General features: G+C 72.2%; 17 protein-coding genes. 11 read left to right on the forward strand and 6 right to left on the reverse strand.

Annotated elements, in window-relative coordinates; all coding sequences use genetic code 11:
* Positions 1-48 precede the first annotated feature (48 nt).
* Entirely contained in the window at positions 49-1,050 is a 1,002-nt protein-coding gene (locus ACIBST_RS24045) for an acetylxylan esterase (protein ID WP_397174682.1), read from the reverse strand.
* 25 nt (positions 1,051-1,075) lie between these two features.
* Complete coding sequence (locus ACIBST_RS24050) at positions 1,076-1,933, reverse strand: amidohydrolase family protein (protein WP_397174684.1); 858 nt, start codon at positions 1,931-1,933, stop codon at positions 1,076-1,078.
* 147 nt (positions 1,934-2,080) lie between these two features.
* On the opposite strand from ACIBST_RS24050, the gene ACIBST_RS24055 reads away from it, so the two are divergent.
* Together ACIBST_RS24055 and ACIBST_RS24060 are read left to right on the forward strand one after the other, a co-directional pair.
* A complete protein-coding gene (locus ACIBST_RS24055) occupies positions 2,081-3,982 on the forward strand; it encodes a hypothetical protein (RefSeq protein WP_397174686.1) in 1,902 nt (633 codons plus the stop codon).
* Positions 3,979-4,893, forward strand: coding sequence for an aldo/keto reductase (locus tag ACIBST_RS24060; RefSeq protein WP_397174688.1), 915 nt, complete (start codon positions 3,979-3,981; stop codon positions 4,891-4,893). The genes ACIBST_RS24055 and ACIBST_RS24060 overlap by 4 nt, the downstream gene beginning before the upstream one ends.
* Before the next feature lie 37 nt (positions 4,894-4,930).
* Here the strand turns inward: ACIBST_RS24060 and ACIBST_RS24065 are convergent, their stop codons facing one another.
* Positions 4,931-5,731, reverse strand: a complete 801-nt coding sequence (locus tag ACIBST_RS24065) for a hypothetical protein (RefSeq protein ID WP_397174690.1) — start codon at positions 5,729-5,731, stop codon at positions 4,931-4,933.
* A gap of 95 nt (positions 5,732-5,826) precedes the next feature.
* On the opposite strand from ACIBST_RS24065, the gene ACIBST_RS24070 reads away from it, so the two are divergent.
* From ACIBST_RS24070 to ACIBST_RS24095, 6 genes are all read left to right on the forward strand, one after another.
* Entirely contained in the window at positions 5,827-7,089 is a 1,263-nt protein-coding gene (locus ACIBST_RS24070) for an alpha-L-fucosidase (protein ID WP_397174691.1), read from the forward strand.
* Positions 7,079-8,911: a heparinase II/III family protein gene (locus tag ACIBST_RS24075; RefSeq protein ID WP_397174693.1), complete on the forward strand. Its 1,833-nt coding sequence runs from the start codon at positions 7,079-7,081 to the stop codon at positions 8,909-8,911. Before ACIBST_RS24070 ends, ACIBST_RS24075 begins: the two co-directional genes overlap by 11 nt.
* A gap of 226 nt (positions 8,912-9,137) precedes the next feature.
* Positions 9,138-10,385, forward strand: coding sequence for an ABC transporter substrate-binding protein (locus ACIBST_RS24080; protein ID WP_397174695.1), 1,248 nt, complete (start codon positions 9,138-9,140; stop codon positions 10,383-10,385).
* On the forward strand, positions 10,367-11,317 hold the full coding sequence (locus ACIBST_RS24085; protein ID WP_397174697.1) for a carbohydrate ABC transporter permease: 951 nt from the start codon (positions 10,367-10,369) through the stop codon (positions 11,315-11,317). The genes ACIBST_RS24080 and ACIBST_RS24085 overlap by 19 nt, the downstream gene beginning before the upstream one ends.
* Before the next feature lie 9 nt (positions 11,318-11,326).
* On the forward strand, positions 11,327-12,184 hold the full coding sequence (locus ACIBST_RS24090; RefSeq protein WP_397174699.1) for a carbohydrate ABC transporter permease: 858 nt from the start codon (positions 11,327-11,329) through the stop codon (positions 12,182-12,184).
* A 25-nt stretch (positions 12,185-12,209) separates the two neighbouring features.
* Positions 12,210-14,198, forward strand: coding sequence for a right-handed parallel beta-helix repeat-containing protein (locus ACIBST_RS24095; protein ID WP_397174701.1), 1,989 nt, complete (start codon positions 12,210-12,212; stop codon positions 14,196-14,198).
* A 91-nt stretch (positions 14,199-14,289) separates the two neighbouring features.
* Here the strand turns inward: ACIBST_RS24095 and ACIBST_RS24100 are convergent, their stop codons facing one another.
* On the reverse strand, positions 14,290-14,778 hold the full coding sequence (locus ACIBST_RS24100) for a GNAT family N-acetyltransferase (RefSeq protein WP_397174703.1): 489 nt from the start codon (positions 14,776-14,778) through the stop codon (positions 14,290-14,292).
* A gap of 73 nt (positions 14,779-14,851) precedes the next feature.
* On the opposite strand from ACIBST_RS24100, the gene ACIBST_RS24105 reads away from it, so the two are divergent.
* The gene (locus tag ACIBST_RS24105) at positions 14,852-15,337 is read left to right on the forward strand and encodes a hypothetical protein (protein ID WP_397174705.1); all 486 of its coding nucleotides are present in this window, start codon (positions 14,852-14,854) and stop codon (positions 15,335-15,337) included.
* A 15-nt stretch (positions 15,338-15,352) separates the two neighbouring features.
* On the opposite strand, the gene ACIBST_RS24110 is transcribed toward ACIBST_RS24105, so the two are convergent.
* Positions 15,353-16,171: an alpha/beta fold hydrolase gene (locus ACIBST_RS24110; RefSeq protein ID WP_397174706.1), complete on the reverse strand. Its 819-nt coding sequence runs from the start codon at positions 16,169-16,171 to the stop codon at positions 15,353-15,355.
* Positions 16,172-16,348: 177 nt separating this feature from the next.
* Between ACIBST_RS24110 and ACIBST_RS24115 the strand changes: the two genes are divergently transcribed.
* Positions 16,349-17,614, forward strand: coding sequence for a hypothetical protein (locus tag ACIBST_RS24115; RefSeq protein ID WP_397174708.1), 1,266 nt, complete (start codon positions 16,349-16,351; stop codon positions 17,612-17,614).
* Between the two features lie 7 nt (positions 17,615-17,621).
* Here ACIBST_RS24115 and ACIBST_RS24120 read toward each other — a convergent pair whose 3' ends face one another.
* Positions 17,622-18,518: a LysR substrate-binding domain-containing protein gene (locus tag ACIBST_RS24120; RefSeq protein WP_397174709.1), complete on the reverse strand. Its 897-nt coding sequence runs from the start codon at positions 18,516-18,518 to the stop codon at positions 17,622-17,624.
* Positions 18,519-18,614: 96 nt separating this feature from the next.
* Here ACIBST_RS24120 and ACIBST_RS24125 point away from each other — a divergent pair, with 96 nt between their 5' ends.
* The gene (locus ACIBST_RS24125; RefSeq protein ID WP_397174711.1) at positions 18,615-19,661 is read left to right on the forward strand and encodes a nitrilase family protein; all 1,047 of its coding nucleotides are present in this window, start codon (positions 18,615-18,617) and stop codon (positions 19,659-19,661) included.
* Positions 19,662-19,669 lie beyond the last annotated feature (8 nt).

Here is a 19,669-nt window from a genome sequence, read left to right on the forward strand (position 1 = left end):
CATCATGCGATCTCGCGCGTCCCCGATCCCCGCTGTCATGATACGCGATCATCGGTTAGCAGGTATCGATTGTTCGGCCAGCCGGTCCGCCAGCCAGGCGAGCTTGACGGCCTCGTGCGCCGGGCCGCCGCCCTCGTGGTCGTTGAACGGGTAGACGCTGATCCGCTTGCGCGACTGGGGCAGGTCGTGCAGCGCGCCGTAGTGGTTGAAGGCCGCGTACACCGTCGAGGGCGGGCAGATGCGGTCCATGAGGCCGACGGAGAAGAGCGCCGGCGCGTTGGCCCGGCGGCCGAGCGTCGCGCCGTCGAAGTACGACAGGGTGCGCATCGCCGTCCCGGCGTGCTCCCGGTGCAGCTTCACGAACCGGGTGAACTCCACGTACGGCGGCTGGTCGGTGAACGTCGTCGCCCGCCCGAAGTGGCACAGGAACGGCACGTCCGGCATGACGGCCACGAGATCCGGGACGAGCCCGGCCGCGGCCAGGGCGATCCCGCCGCCCTGGCTGGTCCCGGTCACCGCGACCCTGGACGCGTCCACCTCCGGATGCGTGCGCACCGCCGCGACGGCCCGCACGGCGTCGGTGTACAGGCGGCGGTAGTAGTACCGCTCGGGGTCGAGCACGCCGCGGGTCAGGAAACCGGGGGCCGCGACGTCGCCGGTCGCCGGGTCGGGGTCGGGCGTCTCCGCGCCCTGGCCGCGGGTGTCCATGACGAAGTGGGCGTAACCGGCGCACGCCCAGAGCCGCTTCTCGTGGGCCACGCCGCGGCCGCTGCCGTACCCCAGGTACTCCACGACGGCGGGAAGCGGGCCGGTCCTGGTCACCGGCAGGTGCAGCCAGCCCTTGACGGGATGGCCGCCGTAGCCCGCGAACGTGACGTCGAAGGTGTCGATCGTGGCCAGCCCGTTCGGCACCGGCTCGGCCGTCATGGCGAGGTCGATGCCATCGGCGCCGGCGAGCGTCTTCGCCCAGAACGCATCGAAGTCCGCCGGTTCCGGCAGGGGCGGCAGGTACCGTTCGAGCTGGTCCTGGGGGAGGTCGAAATGGGCCATCGATTAACCAATCATCGCTTATCGATCAACTGTCGCATCGAAGCAGGGGCTCAGGAGCGTTGTCAACCGGGGGTGCCAGGCGGTACGCGCGTTCGGCGGTGGTGCGCAGCACCCGTTCGCGCTCCCCGGCCGTCAGCCCGGCGAGCCCGAGCGTCGCCAGCTCCAGCGACTCGGCGCGGGACCCGCGGGGCAGGCAGATCGGCCAGTCGGAGCCGACGACGCACCGATCGGGACCGAACGTCTCGACCACGTGGGCGACCAGGGCGGCCACCCGTCCCGGCGGCACGCCGTGCTGCTGGGTGAGCAGGCCGGAGATCTTCATGATCACGTTCGGGGTGCGGGCCGCCCGCCGCACGTGGTCACGCCACTCGCCCGGGTCGGCCGCCAGCAGGTTCGGCGGGTTGCCGAGGTGGTCGACGACCACGGTCAGCTCCGGGTGCCGCGCGGCGACCTCGGCCGCGACGCCGACCGCGGCGGCGTGCAGGTTGAGTTCGAGCGCCACCCCGAGCCCGGCCAGCACGGGGACGAGCGCGCGGGCCGAGGCGGGCGTGGCCGCCCACGAGGGGCCGCCGAGCCGCATCCCGTTGGGCCGGGCCTCGTCCATGAGGTCCCGGAACCGGGACGGCTCGATCCCGGCGTGGACGTTGAGGTTGCCGACGTGCCCGGCGATCAGCCCGGGGTGACGCAGGCGCAGGTCGCGCAGCCGCCACGTCTCGCCGCGGTCGCCCCTGGACGCCTCGACCAGGATCGTCCCGGTCAGGCCGAGGCCGTCGCCCGCCGCGGCCAGGTCGCCGGTGGTGAACGACCGGTGATGGGGTGACTCCGGCGTGATCCACGGATAGCCGCCGTCGAGGTCCCAGAGGTGGGCGTGGCAGTCGATCACCTGTGCTCCGTATGTTCGGCCAGTATTGACACGTTGATCCGAGCTCATGATGATTCTAATCATCGGCTATCGATCAGCGATTACAGGTGTTCTCATGCGCATGGAAGCAAGACTCCCCGGCGGCGCGGCAGAGGGCGGTGGCGGGAGGTGACGGCCTTCGACGCCGCGCGCGTGCCGGAGGTGCGGGCCTCCCGCGGACTGACGACCCCGCCGCGGTGGGCCGTGCTGGAGCGGGAGCTGTTCGCCGTCCAGGACAAGGCGTGGCGGATCTTCTCCGACCGCTACACCGAGGACGACGGCCGGCTGGTCTTCCGCGACAGGCTGGGGGAGGGGCTCGACGGCCGCGACGGGGTGGACGACTTCTACGAGGCGTTCTTCAACTGGCCGACGCTCTACCTGCTCGGCGGCAGCGCGGACGTCCTGACGGCGGCGCGACGCCACTGGCGGGGCGTCACCGCCCAGCTGACCGGGATGGGCATGCTGGTCGAGGAGTTCGAGCGCGGCTACGACTGGTTCCACCAGGGCGAGGGCATGCTGCTGTTCTACGGGCTCTGCCTCGCTACGCCCGGCGACGGCGAGCTCAGGGAGCTGGCCGGGCGCTTCGCCGACCTCTACCTGCCCGGCGGCCCCAACTACGACCCCGAGCACCGGGTCATCCGCGCGCCGCACAACGGCGCCGCCGGCCCCCGCTGGGGCTTCAGCGACCACGACGTGTACTTCCCGTGGAGCCTGGCCCTGCGCCCCTACGGGCTGCCGCTCGACTGGATCGACGAGGCCGCGCCCTTCGACGACCTGGCCGCCGACCCGGCGCGGGCCCGCGCGTACGGCCGCGTGATGTGGGAGCGCATGGGACGCGGCGACACGATCGTCAACCTCTGCGCGACCAGCCTCGTCACCAACGCCTACCTGCTCGGCGGCGAGTCGCGCCACGCCGACTGGGTGGTGGAGTACGTCGACGCCTGGCGGCGGCGGCTGGACGGCCGCGACGTCGTCCCCGACAACGCCGGCCTGCACGGCGTGGTCGGCGAGCACCTCGACGGCCGCTGGTACGGCGGCCACTACGGCTGGTCCTGGCCCCACGGCCTGCCGCCCGTCGGGACGGCGGCGATCGTCGGCGCCTCCAACGCGACGTTGCTGACGGGCGACGCCTCCTACCTGGACCTGGCCCGCAACCCGCTGGACGTCGTGCTCGGCCGGGCCGAACGACGCCGCCCCGCCGACGTCTCCACCATCACCAGGCGCTGGCGGCCCCACCTGCGCGGGCTGGAGCACGAGCCGACCCTCATGGCGCCCATGCGCCACGACGATTCCGGCTGGTTCGACCACAACATCATGCCGACCCAGCTCCCCGTGGCCCTGTGGCAGTTCAGCCGGGCCGCCGCCGACCGGGAGCGCGTCGACCGGCTCCGCGAGGAGGCGAGCTGGGACTGGACGGCGGTGCACACCCAGCGCACCAAGGAGGAGTCCGGGCACGAGGAGCCCTGGTACGAGTACCTCGCCGGCCGCAACCCCGGCTTCCCCGAGCGGATGCTGCGCAGCGCCATCGACACCTGCGCCCAGCGGCTGGAGTCCATCGCGGCCGACCCGGTGGACCCCGCCGTCGGCCCCGACGCGTTCGGCATCCACGACTGGCAGGACCGCAACCCGGTCGTCACGGAGGCGCTGCTGCAGCTGACCACCGGATCGCCGCAGGTGCTCTACAACGGCGCGCTGGCGCAGATGCACCTGCGGTACTTCGACGCCGGGGAGCGCCGTCCGGGCCTGCCCGCCGACGTCGCCGCGCTGGTCACCGGCATCGACGCCGGCCACACCGTGGTCGAGCTGGCCAACCTCGGCGACGCGCCGCGCGCGCTCGTGGTGCAGGCGGGCACGTTCGCCGAGCACGTCATCCACGAGGTCCGCGCCGACGACGGGCCGCCCACGCCCGTCGAGGGGCCGTACGTCCACGTGCGGCTGCCGGGCTCGACGCACGTACGGCTCACCCTCACGATGACGCTGCGCGGCGGGAGACCCACGTACGAGGCTCCGCCGATGGAGGTGCGGCGATGAAGGCCGGGCTGCCGCGGCTGGGCCTCGGCACCGCCCCCATCGGCAACCTGTTCCAGGACGTCTCCGAGCAGGACGCGGCCGCCACGGTGGCCGCCGCCGTCGAGGAGGGCGTCACCTACTTCGACACCGCGCCCCGCTACGGGCACGGGGTCGCCGAGGAACGGCTCGGCCGCGCGCTCGCCGCTCACGGCGGGGCCGCCGAGCCGGTGATCTCGACCAAGGCGGGCTGGCTGCTGCGCCCCGGGCAGAGGGTGGTCACCGACTGGACCGAGCGCGGCATCCGCCGGTCGCTGGAGTCCAGCCTGGAACGGCTCGGGCGGCCCTCCGTCGACATCCTGTACCTGCACGACCCCGACGACTTCCCCGAGGACGTGCGCCGTACCGCCTACCCGGCCGTGCGCAGGCTGCGGGACGAGGGGCTGGCCGGCGCGGTCGGCTTCGGCATGAACCACAGCGAACCGCTGGCCGCGTACGTGGCCGAGTTCGACGTGGACGTCGTCCTCATCGCCGGGCGGTTCTCGCTGCTCGACCACGACGCGCTGACGACCCTGCTGCCGCTGTGCCTGAAGACCGGCACGGCGGTGGTCGTGGGCGGCGTCTTCAACACCGGGCTGCTCGCCGACCCGCGTCCGGAGGCCATGTTCAACTACCGGCCGGTGTCGGGCGGCGTGCTCGCGCGGGCCGAGCGCTGCCGGGCGGTCTGCGCGGAGTTCGGGGTGCCGCTCGCCGCGGCGGCCGTCCAGTTCCCCTTCCTCCATCCCGCCGTGCGGTCGGTCGTGGTGGGCTGCCGGTCGGCGGCCGAGGTGAAGGGGAACGCGGCCGCCGCGCGCACGGAGATCCCGCCGGAGCTGTGGCGCCGGCTCGCCGAGGAGGGGTTCGTCCCTCCGGAGCTGCTGGACGGGCAGGGGTAGCCCTCGGCGGGGCGGGTTGTCCGCCCCGCCCCGTCGCTCAGTCGTTCTCGCGAGCGGCCAGGTACTCGGCCAGGCCGGCTCCGGTCAGCGGGTAGTAGTCCGACAGCCGGCCGCCCTCGTCCAGGCGGCGGCGGGCGAACTCCTCGCGGTCCTGGTGCAGGAGGGAGTCCTCGGCCACCGCCATGGCGCTGCCCTGCGGGACGACGACCGCTCCGTCCTCGTCGGCGACGATCAGGTCGCCGGGCGTCACCAGCGTGCCGCCCACCCCGACCGGGACGTTGAAGGCCGAGGGGAACAGCTCGGCCTGCGAGGCGTAGTGCGGCGTCACCCCCGTGCACCAGATCGGCACGCCGAGCGCGCGCACCCGGGCGGCGTCGCGCACCCGCCCGTCCACGACGATGCCGGCTCCGCCGCGCAGCTTGAAGTAGCGGACCAGCATGTCGCCGAGGCAGCCGGTGAAGTGGCTGGCCTGCGCGGAGATGACCAGCACGTCGCCGGGCCGGATGGATTCCAGCACCCCCCACAGCGCGGTCTTGCGCTCGGCGTCCTCCTGGCCGGTGCCGGAGAAGACGTCCTCGCGCTGGGGCAGGAACTGCAGGGTCACGGCGCCGCCGGTGATCCGCACGCCCGGCTCCCTGTGCAGGGGGACGGGGCCGTCGATGAAGGTCCGGGTTATGCCCATCTGGTGGAGCTTGGCGCAGGCGGTGGCGGCGCTCACGTCCGCGAGGGCGTCCACCAGGCTCGCGCCGGGCCGGACGAAGGGCGAGGCGTGCGCCGGTCCCAGCATCGTCTCGTAGACGCCCGTCTCGGGTGCTCCGACATGCCCGTTCGTGCTCATTTCTGCCCCATCCCCATACATCGACAATTATCGCCTATCGATGGTAGATGTAACTGCCGACCGATGAGAGCTGTCAACCGTGAGAGGAGACCGGGATGCCGGCGGGGCCGACGGAGTGGTTCGAGGAAGCGCGGTTCGGGATGTTCGTCCACTTCGGGCTCTACAGCCTCGCCGCCCGGCACGAGTGGGTGCGCAGCCGGGAGAAGATGCCGGACGCGGACTACGACCGCTACCTGGAGCAGTTCGATCCCGACCTGTTCGACGCGGCCGAGCTCGCCAGGACCGCCCGCGCCGCCGGGATGCGCTACGCGGTGCTGACCGCCAAGCACCACGACGGGTTCTGCCTGTTCGACTCCGCGCTCACCGACTACACCAGCGCCCGCGCGACCGGCCGGGACCTGGTCGCCGAGTTCGCCGCGGCCATGCGGGCCGAGGGCCTGCGCGTGGGGCTCTACTACTCGCTGCTCGACTGGCGTCACCCCGACTTCACCATCGACCGGTACCACCCGCTGCGCGACAGCGCGCCGCCGGACGCGAACGCCACGCGCGACATGGCCCGCTACCGGGCGTACCTGCACGGGCAGGTACGCGAGCTGCTGACCGGGTACGGCCCGATCGACCTGCTCTTCTTCGACTTCACCTACCCGGCGAAGGGGCCCGCCGACTGGGGCGCGGAGGAGCTGATGGCGACCGTGCGCGCGCTGAGCCCGCAGATCGTGGTGAACGACCGCCTCGGCATCCCCGGCGACTACGTCACGCCCGAGCAGTACCAGCCCGACCGGCCGCTCACCCGCGACGGCGTCCAGGTCATGTGGGAGGCGTGCCACACGCTCAACGGCTCCTGGGGCTACGACCGCGACAACCACGACTACAAGGACCCGGCGCTGCTGATCCGGATGCTCGTCCAGTCGGTCGCGTGCGCCGGAAACCTGCTGCTCAACGTCGGTCCCACCGGCCGGGGCGCGCTCGACCCGCGGGCCCGGCACACGCTGGCCGCGATCGGGGAGTGGATGTCCCTGCACGCCAGGGCCGTGCACGGCGCGGGGCCGAGCGCGTTCACCCCGCCGCCCAACGCCCTCTACACCCAGCGGGCCGGCCGCCTCTACCTGCACCTGCTGTCCTGGCCGCTCAAGCACGTCCACCTGCCCGGCCTCGCCGGGCGCGTGCGCTACGCCCAGTTCCTCCACGACGGCTCCGAGGTGCGCTTCCACCAGGCGGACGGAGACCTGCACGAGCACAACAACCTCGCCCTGCCGGGCCAGCCGCCGGGCACGCTGACGCTGACCCTGCCCGTCGCCGCGCCCGACGTGCCGCTCCCGGTCGTCGAGCTCGTGCTGCGCGACGACGATGGTTCCTGACGTCACCGCGCGGCCGGTGTGGGACGCGGTGCCCGCCGAGGCCCGCGACGCCGTCCTGGCCGCCGCGGCCGAAGAGCTGGCCCGCCCGGCCCCGCGCCTGTCCGCGGACGACTGGGCCCGGACGTTCCGCGACGGGGCGCGGGCCGTCCACGAGGACGAGGCGCGGCGGCTGCGCGAACGCGTGGACGTCCTCGCCCTCGCCGCCGTGCTCACCGGCGAGGTGGCCCCCGCGACCGCGCCCCCCGGAGCCTGCCCGCACCTGGACGCCGTCGTGGACGGGCTGATGGCGCTCGCCGAGACGAGCACGTGGTGCTGGGCGCCGCACGATCGCGGGGCCGCGGCCCGCGGCGAGGTCGTGCCCGACCCCGACGACCCCTTCCTCGACCTGGGCGCGGCCGAGATCGCGGCGCTGTTCGCCTGGACCGGCCACGCGCTGGGCCCGCATCTGGACATCAGGGCGCCGGGGCTGCGCCGCAGGTTGCGCCGCGAGGCCGACCGGCGGGTGCTCACCCCGTTCGAGCGGGTGCGCGACTGGCACTGGATCGGCCGCGACGGCCGGGCGAACAACTGGAACCCCTGGATCCACGGCGCCGTCCTGGCGGCCGCGCTGCTGCTCTGCGACGACGCCCGGCGGCGCGAGCGCCTGGTACGCCTGGTCGCCGAGGGGCTGGACCACTACGTCACCGGGCTCCCCGACGACGGCGGGATCGACGAGGGCATCGCGTACTGGTGGCAGGGGGCGTGCCGGCTGCTGGAGGCGCTGGACCTGCTGGACGACCCCGGCCCGCCGGTGCTGCCCGCCCTGCTGGCCTACCCCCGGCGCATGCATCTCGGCGCGGACTGGTACGTCAACACCGGCGACGCCCCCGCCCGGCTCTCCGGCGAGCGGCCGTGGCAGGTGCTCTTCCGCTGGGGCGAGCGCCTGGGGCAGCCGGAGACCGTGGCGTACGCGGTGGCCGCCGCACGCCGCTCCGGCGGCGTCGTCCAGCCGAGGGCCGGGCTCGGGCGCGCCATGACCGCGCTGGCCGACCGGCGATGGTGCCGGGCGGTCGCGGCCGGCGGGACGCCGGACGGCTCGCCCTGGCTGGCCCGCGAGTGCTGGCTGCCGCGCATCCAGGTCATGGTCGCGCGCGAGCGGGCCGGGAGCGCGGACGGGCTGACCGTGGCGGCCAAGGCCGGCCACAACGGCGAGCACCACAACCACCTCGACGTCGGCTCCTACTGGGTGGCGCTGGACGGACGGCCGATGGTCGTGGACGCCGGCCAGCCGACCTACACCGCCGCGACGTTCGGCCCGCGCCGCTACGAGGAGTGGCCGTTCCAGAGCGCCTGGCACAACGTGCCCGAACCGGGACACGGGCAGCTCCCGGGGGAGGAGCACGGCGCGCGGGACGTCGCCGTCCGGCTCGGCGAGGGCCAGGCCGTCCTGCGGGCGGACCTGAGCGCCGCCTATCCGGCGGGCCTGCTCACCCGCTGGGAGCGCGTCGTGCGGCTGGTCCGCGACGGCCCGGAGCCGTACGTCAGCGTGGCGGACGCATGGGCCGCGGGCCCGCGGACCGTGCTGTTCCGGCACCTTCTCGCCGGCGAGGTCGAGTGCCGGCCGGGCCGGGCGGTCGTCACGGCGGACGGGGGACCGCCGCTCGAACTGCGCTGGGACGCCGCCGCCGGCACCGCGTCGGTCGAGCACCGGGACATCGACGACCCGCGCCTCGCGCGCAGCTGGGGCTCCCGGCTGACCCGGCTCACGCTGGCCGTCACCGGCCCGGGGAGCGGCGGCCGGTTCGCCGTGAGCTTTCGCCGGCACGCACGAAATGACTCTTGAACAAGTTAGGTATGCCACATAACATCACCTATCGATAGGCGATGGATGTTGACGGTGGTCGAGGTCGCCGCGTCGATCGTGTCGAGCCGTCACGCCGTCCGCCACGCCGGCCCGCGCAGCCCGACCCCCTCACTCAGGTGGCCCCCGGGCGGGCGGCTGCCGAAGACGGCCAGTCCACCCCGACCTTCCACCGGTCATGACTATGCAATTGGAGCGTGCAGCGGATATGGGAACACAGTTGCGCCGGGCGTGCGCGGTCGCGGTCGCCGCGACCACCGTGGTGGCCGCGGCCACCGCCTGCGGCGGCGAGGACCCGGCGCAGGCCGGCGCCACGACTCTGCGGATCATCGTCAACATCAGCCCGAACCTGACCGAGCAGTACTGGAAGGGGCTGTTCGCCAAGTACGAGCAGAGCCACCCGGGGGTGAAGGTCAACCTGGAGCTCACCGGGACCGTCTCGGCGACCGCCAAGCTCACCCAGGACCTCGCCGCCGGAGACCCGCCGGACATCGCCCAGCAGATCACCCCGACGAAGGAGAACGCCGCCCTGTTCGCCGACCTCACCGGCGAGGCGTGGACCGGCCAGACCCCGCTGGCCGACCAGTACGCCGTGGACGGCAAGCGCTACCTGGTCGGCGTCGGCCAGCAGATCCAGTCGCTCGTCTTCTACAACAAGGCCGCCTTCGCCAAGGCCGGTCTCGACGCCACCGCCGTCAAGACGCTCGACCAGTTCCAGGACGCCATGGCCAAGCTGAAGAGCGCCGGTTACACGCCGCTGCAGAGCGCCGGGCAGTGGGTGCCGGGAGCGCAGTTCTCGCTGATCGCCGACTCCGGCGTGCTCACCGCCGACCCCGACTGGACGGTCAAGCGCAAGCAGAACCAGGTCTCCTTCGCCACCGGCGACTACCTGAAGTACCTCCAGCGCTTCCGGAGCTGGATCGACCAGGGCTACCTCGACAAGAGCGCGCTCGGCCTGACCTACGCCGACGGGCAGACGGCCTTCCTCGACGGCAAGTCCGCGATGTACGTCATGGGCTCCTTCTTCGTCCCGGCCGCCGACGCGGCGAAGAAGAGCGACGAGATCGGCGTCTTCTCCATGCCGTCCGACGGCTCCCACCCCACCGCCCAGTACGGCAACATCGCCAGCCCGTACGTCGTCGTCAACGCCTCCAAGAACAAGGCCGCCGCGATCGACTTCGTGAAGTGGCTGGTCACCGACCCCGCCGCGATCGAGAGCCAGCTCGCCGCCGACGGCAACCTGCGCAAGGGCTTCACCTACAAGATGTCCAGCCTCGGCACGCAGGTCCAGAAGATCCTTGAGGAGGCGCCGTCCGTCCTGGTCAAGTCGGGCGAGCGCCAGCCGGTCGAGGGCTATCCGGCCGAGCTCAACACGCAGGTGCAGAAGCTGTACACGGGCGCCACGGCCGAGCAGGTCGCCGCCGGTTTGGACAAGTGGTGGAACTCGCAGAGCTGACCCGGCGGCCGGAGCGGCAGGCGTCCGAGCCCCGGCGCCCGCGCCGCGAGTGGCTGCCCGCCAGGTACCGGGCAAGGGCGGTGACCTTCGGGCTCGTCGCGCCGTCCGTGCTGGTCTACACGGTGATGACCGTCGTCCCGGTGGGCGTGGCGGTCTATCTCAGCCTGACGGACTGGAACGGCTTCTCCGAGGCGGTGTTCATCGGCTTCGAGAACTACCTGCACCTGTTCGACGACCCGAGCTCGACCGGCGCCTGGTACGTGACCGCCCTCGTCGCCGTCACCGGCACCCTGCTCATGATCGGCGGCGGCCTGGCGTACGCGCTGCTGCTGAAGGAGCGCTCGCGGACGAACTCGTTCTTCCGCACGCTCGCCTACTACCCGCACGTGATCAGCGCGCTGATCCTCGGCTTCCTCTGGGCCGCGATCCTCGGCACGAACGGCGCCGTCAACAGCACGTTGCGGCACTTCGGCATCGGGCCCGTCGGCTTCCTGTTCGAGGAGAACCTCGCCCTGGTCTCGCTCATCGCGGTGATCGTGTGGGCCGGATTCGGGTTCAACGTCGTGCTGTTCGTCGCCGCGCTCCAGACGGTCCCCGCCGAACTGCTGGAGGCCGCGGCGATCGACGGCGCGACCCGGCGCCAGGCCAACCTGCGGGTGGTGATCCCGATGATCTCCCCGGTGGTGACCGTGGCCACCGTGCTGAACCTCATCGGCCTGATCAAGACCTACGACCTGGTCGTGAGCCTCACGAACGGCGGGCCCGCGGGCGCCACCCAGACGTACTCGTTCCTCATCCTGGCCAGGTCCTTCGAGGGGACGAAGGTCGGTTACGCCAACGCGCAGGCCGTGTTCCTCATGGTCGTGTGCGCCGGCCTCGCCCTGCTGGTGACCGCCGCGCGCAACCGGCAAGACCGGGCCACGACGAGTTAGGGGACGGCGATGATCGAACAAACGGAAGCCGGCCACGGCAGGCGCCGCTCCTTCGTGCGCCCGGTCATGCTGGCGCTGCTGCTGGTGGCCATGACCGTGCCGGTCTACCTGCTCGTGGTCAACAGCTTCAAGTCCCAGGACGACATCCTCGGCAACCCCTTCTCCCTCCCGTTCGGCGACCTCACCTTCGAGTACCTCGCCAACGCCGTCGACAGCCCCCAGTACAACGTGATCCGCAGCTACGGCTTCACGCTGTTCCTCGTCGTCGTCGTGGACGTCCTGTGCATCCTGCTGGCCGGCCCGGCGGCGTACGCGATCGCGCGCAGCCTCAGCCGCCGCTCGCAGCTGCTGCTGCTGTACTTCCTCGCGGGCACGTTCATCCCGGGCGCCGCGCTGGTGATCCCGGTGATCTACGTGCTGCGCTCGGTCGGCCTGGCCAACACCGTGGCCGGGCTGGTGGCCCACGACGTGGCCTCGACCCTTCCGGTGAGCATCTTCCTGTTCGTCGGCTTCATCCGGACCATCCCGGCCTCCATCGACCAGGCGGCGATGATCGACGGCGCGGGCCGGCTGCGCACGTTCTGGACGATCATCTTCCCGCTGATGCGGCCCGCGGTGGTCACCGTGCTGATCCTCAACTCGATCGGGATCTGGAACGACTTCGTCAGCCCGCAGATCCTGCTCAGCCCCGGCTCCGGCCGGTACACGGTGACGACCGCCATCTACGCCGGGATCAGCCAGTACTCGACCGACCTGACGAGGGTCTTCCCCAACCTGCTGCTGGCGGTGGCACCGGTCGTCATCTTCTTCGTCTACATGCAGCGCCACATCATCAGCGGCCTCACGGTCGGCGCGGTCAAGGGCTGAACGGCCCGTCACGGAAAGAAGGACCATGACGTTCTTACGCAATCGGCGGCCGCTCGCGGCCATGGTGATCGCGACGGTGATCGCGACGGTGCCGGCAGCCCTCCCGGCCGTCCCGGCGGCGGCCGAGCAGGGCGCGAGCGCGGGCGGCACCACCTACCACGTCGCGCCGTGGGGCAGGGACTCGGCCGACGGCCGGTCGGCCGCGACGGCCTACCGCCGCATCCAGCGGTGCGCCGACGTCATGACGCCCGGCGACACCTGCCTGATCCAGTCGGGCACGTACGAGGAGACCGTGGTGCCCGCCAGGCCGGGCGCCGCTGGACTGCCCATCACCTACCGGGCGGCCCCCGGCGCGCGCGTGACGGTGAGCGGCGCCAGGCGGATCAGGGGCTGGTCCCCGGTCACCGGCCGGGACCTGGCCCGCATCGCGCGGTCGGACCCGTACGCGGCGGGCTCGCCCTTCGCCCAGGCCGTGCGCGACGGTCACGTCCACAGCGCCCGCGCCGACCTCGGGCCCGACGTCACGACCGTGCAGACCTTCACCGACAAGCGGATGAACGTCGAGGCCCAGTGGCCCTACCCCGGCCTCGACCTGCTCGAACCCGCGGTGCGGTACGCCGGCCCGGGCAGCGCGGCGGCCACCGTCGCCGACGACGCGCTGACCCGCCCGGCCGGCTACTGGAACGGCGCCCGCGTGACGACGAACTACTGGTACATCACCGCGACCTCCACGATCAAGAGCTCCGACGTGGGCTCGGTCGAGCTCGACGTGGCGCCGCCGTGCGTCCACAAGGTGGTGCCGAAGGACACCCGGTACGCGCTCGCCGGCAAGATCGGCGAACTCGCCCACCCCGGCACCTGGTTCTACGACCCGGCAGGCAAGCGGCTCTACCTGTACAGCGAGGACGACCCCAACCGGCACGTGATCGAGGCCAAGGCCCGCACGCTGGCCTTCGACCTGCGGAACGCGAGCCACACGACGATCGCCGGCCTCGGCCTGTTCGCCGCCACCATCGAGACCGGGCCGGGCAGCAGCCACGTCGTGATCGACGGGATCACCGGCACGTACCTGTCGCACTACACCGACATCACGCGCGGCGCCGCAGACTGCGGCTCCACCGTCACCCGCGGCGTCGCCGACACCGGCATCGTGCTCAACGGCACGGACAACAAGGTCGTCGGCAGCGACCTGTCATTCAGCGCCGGCAACGGCATCGCGCTGCGCGGCATGCGGAACACCGCGACGAACAACGTCATCCACGACGTGGACTACCTGGGCACCTACGCGGCCGGCGTCGCCGTGCAGGGCAACAGCCAGACGGTCACGCACAACACCATCTACCGGGTCGGCCGCAGCGGCGTGAACCTGCAGTGGGACGACGCCGCCGGCGGCACGCCGGGACCGGACCGCATCGCCTACAACGACATCTCCCGGTACGCCCGGCTGAGCCTGGACGTCGCCGCGGTCTACACCTGCTGCGGCTCCGACATGCTGGGCACCTCGATCGACCACAACGTGCTGCACGACCCGGCGCCGAGGTGGGGCGCCACCAAGTTCGGGGTCACCGGCGTCTACGCCGACAACGGGCAGAGCAACATCACCATCGCCGCCAACGTGGGCTGGGGCAACCCCGAGGGGACCGTCATGCTCAACGGCCTCGGCGGCGGCTCGCGCAACAACGGCGTCTACAACAACACCGGCGGCATGACGATGTTCTACGTCAAGGAGCCCGGCAACTCGACCGGCACCAAGGTCTACAACAACATCGGCCCCATCCGCGGCCTCGACGGCGCCACGAACGGCGGGATGGTGCTGTCCAACAACCTGCCGGCCGACGTCGACCCGCTGTTCGTCGACCCGGCCGGGCGCGACTACCGGCTGTCGGAGGCGTCCCCGGCGCGCAACCAGGCGATCCCGCTGCCCGGCGTCAACGACGGCTCCACCGACCCGCTCCCGAGCCTCGGCGCCTACCAGTACGGCGCCCCCAAGTGGGTGGCCGGAGCGACCCGGTAGGAGGGCCGGGCTCGGATCGGGTTCGCCGGCCGGCGTCCGTGGCCGCCGCCACGGGCGCCGGGTCCGGTGCGCGGTGTCCTCCGGGACGCCGTCACAGAGGGCGGTGCATGATGTGCAGGCCGACGTAGCCCTTCGCCGGGCTCCGGAAGCCCTCCGGCACGGTGCACAGCACCTCGAACCCGAGTTTCCGGTACAGCCGCACCGCCGTCTCGTTGGTCTCCACGACCGCGTTGAACTGCATCGAGCGGAAACCGTTGGTGCGGGCCCACTCGATCGTGTACTCGCACAGCGCGCGGCCCACACCGCGTCCGGAATGCGCTGGATCGACCATGTAGCTGGCGCTGGCGACGTGCGAGCCGTTGCCCATCTGGTTGTTGTTCATCTTCGCGGTGCCGAGGATCGTCCCGTCGTCGTCGACGGCGACGACCGTGCGGTTGGGGGCCGGCAGCAACCACCAGCCGCGCCCCTCCTCCCGGCCGAGGTCGAGCGGATAGGTGAAGGTCTCACCGGCGGCGACGATCTCGCGGAAGAACGGCCAGATGGCCGACCAGTCGTCCACGGTGGCTTCCCTGATCAGCATCCGCCCAATATACCGGCGGCGGCCAGGCGTCAGGAGAGCCGCCGGAGCGCCGCGATGCTGCCACCCTTGTGCCATGGTTCGCACCTCACTGATCGCATGCTGCTTAGCCGTCTCGCTCACCGGTTGCGCGGGGGACCCGGTGCCGGCGGCGTCGTCCGGGTCCGCCCGGCCGGAGCCCGCCGCCGCCCCGCAGACCCCCGTGCAGCAGAGCAGCGTTCCCGGCACGCAGCGGTACTACGCCACCGAACTACGACCCGGCGACTGCGTCGAACCCCTTCCCCAGACGTACCTGGTGACCATCGTCCCCTGTCACGTGCCGCACTCGGCCGAGTTCGCCACCACGTACGTCCTGCCGCAGGGGCCGTACCCGGAGGCGGACATGGCGCGCCTCGCGGAGAACGGCTGTCTTCCCAGGATGCGCGTCAAGAAGCCGAAGAAGGACGAGATCGGGCTGGCGTGGCTCGCGCCGGCCCCGGGGGACTGGCCGCGTTACCGGACCGTGTACTGCCTGGCCGTACGCGTGGACGGGCGGAAGGCGACAGGACGGGTGGTCGAGTGACCACCCGTGCGCGGGTCAGGTGGACTTGATGAAGGTGTGCAGGTCGTCGTTGAACCGGTCGCGGTGGGTGACGAACAGGCCGTGCCCGCCGGTCGGGTACTCCAGGTAGGTCGCCCCGGGAACCAGCCCGGCGGTGCGCCGCCCGCTGACGGCCACCGGCACGGAGGCGTCGGCCGCCCCGTGCACGACCAGCGCGGGCACGGCGATCTCGGCCAGCGAGGCCCGGTGGTCGAAGGTCATCGCGGCCCGCTGGTACTGGCGGATCGCCCACGGCGAGACCTCAAGGCACTGCCGCAGCGTGAAGTCCACCTGCGCGGGGGAGACCTCGTTGCCCAGGTGCGTGGCGAAGAACGCCTGCGCCCGCTGGGCCAGCCACTTGGGACGGTCGGCGTCCAGGGCCGCCATCGACGCCTCCAGCACGGCGCCCGGCACACCCTCGGGGTTGTCGTCGGTCCGCCACAGGAACGGCAGCATCGCCGAGACGAACGCCACCCGCGCGACGCGCTCGTCGCCGTGGCGGTCGAGGTACCGGGCCACCTCGGCGCCGCCCATGGAGTGACCGACCAAGGTGATGTCACGCAGGTCGAGCAGCTCGATCAGCTCGGCCAGGTCGTCGGCGCCGGTGTCCAGGTCGTAGCCCGTCGAGGGACGGTCCGAGCGGCCGTGGGCCCGCCGGTCGAGGGCGACGCAACGGTAGCCGCGCTCCACGAAGTACGGGATCTGGTACTCCCACATGTCCGCCGAGAGCATCACGCTGGCGGCGAAGACGATGGGCTTGCCCTGGCCGTAGTCCTCGTAGGCGAGGCGGGTGCCGTCCGTGGTCTCGAAGAACATCTCATGACTCCTTATGTCGTGCGATGTCTTGAGCTTTTCAGGCGGAGGTAGGGGCGGCAATTACGTCCCGGGTAAGCGTGCGCGGATCGCCGCCGGTGCATGTTGACGCTGTTGGCGCCGCGTGTTGTGATCCACACAGGCGTATTTCGTACTTGTTCAGTATGAAATGAGGCGGTCATGAGGCTCCTCCGGAACGCGGTCGCGGTGGTCATGCTCCTGGTGAGCGCGGCGGGCATCCAGGCCGCGCGGAGCGGACCGGCGCAGGCGGCTCTGCCCACCGCTCTGCCCACCGCCGCCGTCGCGCTCGGCGACAGCTTCATCAGCGGGGAGGGCGCGGGCGACTACCAGCCCGTCGTCGACGCCTCCGGTACGGCACAGGCCTTCCCCGGCTGGTCGGCGGCCAACAGCAACGCCTACTTCTGTCACCGGTCGGCGAACGCCTCGGTGTTCACGGCGTCGCTCCCGGGCATCCAGCAACGGTTCAACCTCGCCTGCTCGGGCGCCCAGCCCGCCGACATCGCCGCCCCCTCCAGCGCCCGCGCCGAGGGCCGCGCCGTCGCCGCGCAGCTCGACCAGCTGCGCGCCGTCGCCCGGACGCACGACATCGACGTCGTCCTCGTCGGCCTCGGCTCCAACAACACCCAGTTCACCTTCGGCGACGTGGCCACGCTGTGCGCCAACCGCTTCATCGCCGACGCCTGGACGGGCTGGTGGGAGTTCTGGGCCTACCTGAAGGGCGAGGTGCCGCAGAAGCCCTGCACCGCCTCGGACCTGGCCACCGACGCCGAGGTCGCCGCCGCCACCGCCGAGACCACCGCGGCCCTGCGCCAGATCCTGGACACCCTCGACCAGATCGACGCCGACGGCGTCCACCAGGTGGTGCTGCAGACCTACACCAACCCGCTGCCGCCCGACGTCGCCCCGCAGTACTACGACGAGGACGGCCGCACCGACACCCGCGACAAGTTCCGCGCCCTCGGCGCCGAGCGCTACGCCGCCGGGTGCCCGATCCACCGCGCGAGCCTGGCCCCCGGGCACGTGTTCTCGCAGAACCTCGGCTCGCTGGTCAAGAACGCCTTCGCCACGCTGGCAGCCGAGCGCCCGGCGGCCGACCTGCGCGTGCTGGACGTCCAGAGGGCCTTCGACGGGGCCAGGCTGTGCGAGAACCCCGGCAGCCCGGCGGGTGCGCTCGCGACGCCGGTCCGGGTGCAGGACGGGCCGTCCGGCACGTTCGTCACCAGCCTGTCCGGCTGGGACAAGATCGGCATCCAGCGGGCGGCGAACACCTGCGTCACCTACTTCCAGACCTGTCAGGAGTCGTGGCACCCCAACGCCGCGGGCCACACGGTCCTCGGCCAGTGCCTGACCGGCGCGCTCGCCGCGACGTCCCGCGCCGTCGTCACGTGCGCCCGTAACCCGGACGGCACGCTCACCGTCTCCTGACGCCGGCTCAGGAGCCGCCGGCTTCCAGATGGCCGTGTTCTCGGACGAGGTCGAGGAAACCGGTCGTCAACGGGCCGGGCCGTCCGTCCTTCCACACCACGGCGATCTGCCATTCGGCCGCCGGATGGCGGATCGGCGTGATCGTGACGGCGGGGGGCGCGATGCGGCGGGCGCTGGCCGGCACGAAGGCGACCCCCGCGCCGGCCGCCACCAGCGCGAGGACGGTCTGCAGGTCCCGTGCCTCCTGGACAACGGCGGGACGGACCGCGACGGCGGTGCACAGGTGGTTGATCTGCCGGGCCAGTCCAGGCCCTCTCTCCCGCGCCAGCCGGAGGAAGTCGTGGCGGGCCGCCCAGCTCGCGAGCTCTCCGACGTCGTGCGGGGGCCGGTCGTCGTGGTCGGCCCAGGCGAGGGCGAGGCGGTCGCCGGCCAGCGGCAGTCGTCCCCGTCCGCCTTCGAGGGGCAGCCGGACGAAACCGACGTCGAGGTCGCCCGCGTCGATCCGGTCAAGCTGGACCTGTGACGACATATCGTCCAACGTGACGTGCGCATCGGGGTGGCGCCGCCGGAAAGCGGCGACGATCCGCGGGGCCAGGTCGATGCTGGACAGCCCGAAGCCGACCGCCAGCCTGCCGATCTCCCCGGCGGCCATTCGCGCCATCCGCCGGGTGAGCGCGTCGGCTCGCCGCAGGAGAGCCTGCGCGTCCGGGAGCAGGACGGCGCCCAGCTCGGTCAGGACGGCGCCGTGCCGGCCGCGGTCGAACAGCCGGCCTCCCACCTGCGCCTCCAGCGACTGGACCTGTTTCGTGAGCGTCGGCTGGGTGACGTTCAGCGCCCGCGCGGCGCGGCCGTAGTGACCGTGCTCGGCGACCGTGAGGAAGGCGCGCAGCAGAACCAGATCCATTCCGTGACTCTATCGAACAGCGAAAAACATTCATTGGACGCATGGGAGGCGCATGCGGTCTCCTGGTGAACCACCCCAAGGATCCGGAGGTTCGCGATGGCAGGGAACGACGAAGCGGCCGAGACCCCCGCACCGGCGTTGCGGTGCGCGACCGTGCAGTTCGAGCATCGTCCCGATGACAAGACCTACAACCTGGCCCAGGTCGAGCAGCACGTGCGCGTGGCGAGCGCGGACGGCGTGCAGGTCATCGCCTTCCCGGAGATGTGCCTGCTGGGGTACTGGCACCTCCGCCGCCAGACCCCCGAGCGGCTGCGCGAGCTCGCCGAGCCGCTGGACGGTCCGTCCGTCACCGCGGTCCGCGCGCTGGCGGCCGAGCACGGCCTCGCCGTGGGAGTCGGCTTCCTGGAGAGCGACCCGGACGGGCGGCTGTTCAACAGCTACGCCCTCTGCCTCCCGGACGGATCGGTCCATCGTCATCGCAAGCTGCACGCCTTCGAGCACCCGGCGATCAGCAGCGGCGACGCCTACACCGTCTTCGACACCCCCTGGGGAGTCCGCATGGGCATCCTCATCTGCTGGGACAACAACCTGGTGGAGAACGTCCGCGTCACCGCGCTGATGGGCGCCTCGATCCTGGTGGCGCCCCACCAGACCGGCGGCACCGCCTCGCGCAGCCCCCACGGGATGCGCCCGATCCCCGTGGAGCTCTGGCGCAACCGGCACAGCGCCCCGGAGGCGATCGAGGCCGAGCTGCGCGGCCCCAGCGGACGCCAGTGGCTGATGCGCTGGCTGCCCGCGCGGGCTCACGACAACGGGCTGTTCGTCCTGTTCAGCAACGGCGTCGGCGAGGACGACGGCGAGATCCGCACCGGCAACGCCATGATCATCGACCCCTACGGCCGCGTCCTCGGCGAGACCTGGGCGGCCGGTGACGACATGGTGACCGCCGACCTCGACCTCACCCTGCTGCCGCTCTCGACCGGCCGCCGCTGGCTCCAGGGACGACGCCCGGAACTCTACGGCCTCCTCACCCACCGGTTCGGGAACGAACGCGAGCCTCGCGCCGCCCGGTTCGCCACCGACCCGGTGCCACTCCTCCGCACCCCGGGCAGCGGGGGCGGGGGCGGGGGCGGGGGCGCCTGAGGCCCGGC

Origin of the sequence: Nonomuraea sp. NPDC049684 (assembly GCF_044465345.1) — a bacterium.
In the GTDB taxonomy this organism is placed as follows: Bacteria; Actinomycetota; Actinomycetes; order Streptosporangiales; family Streptosporangiaceae; genus Nonomuraea.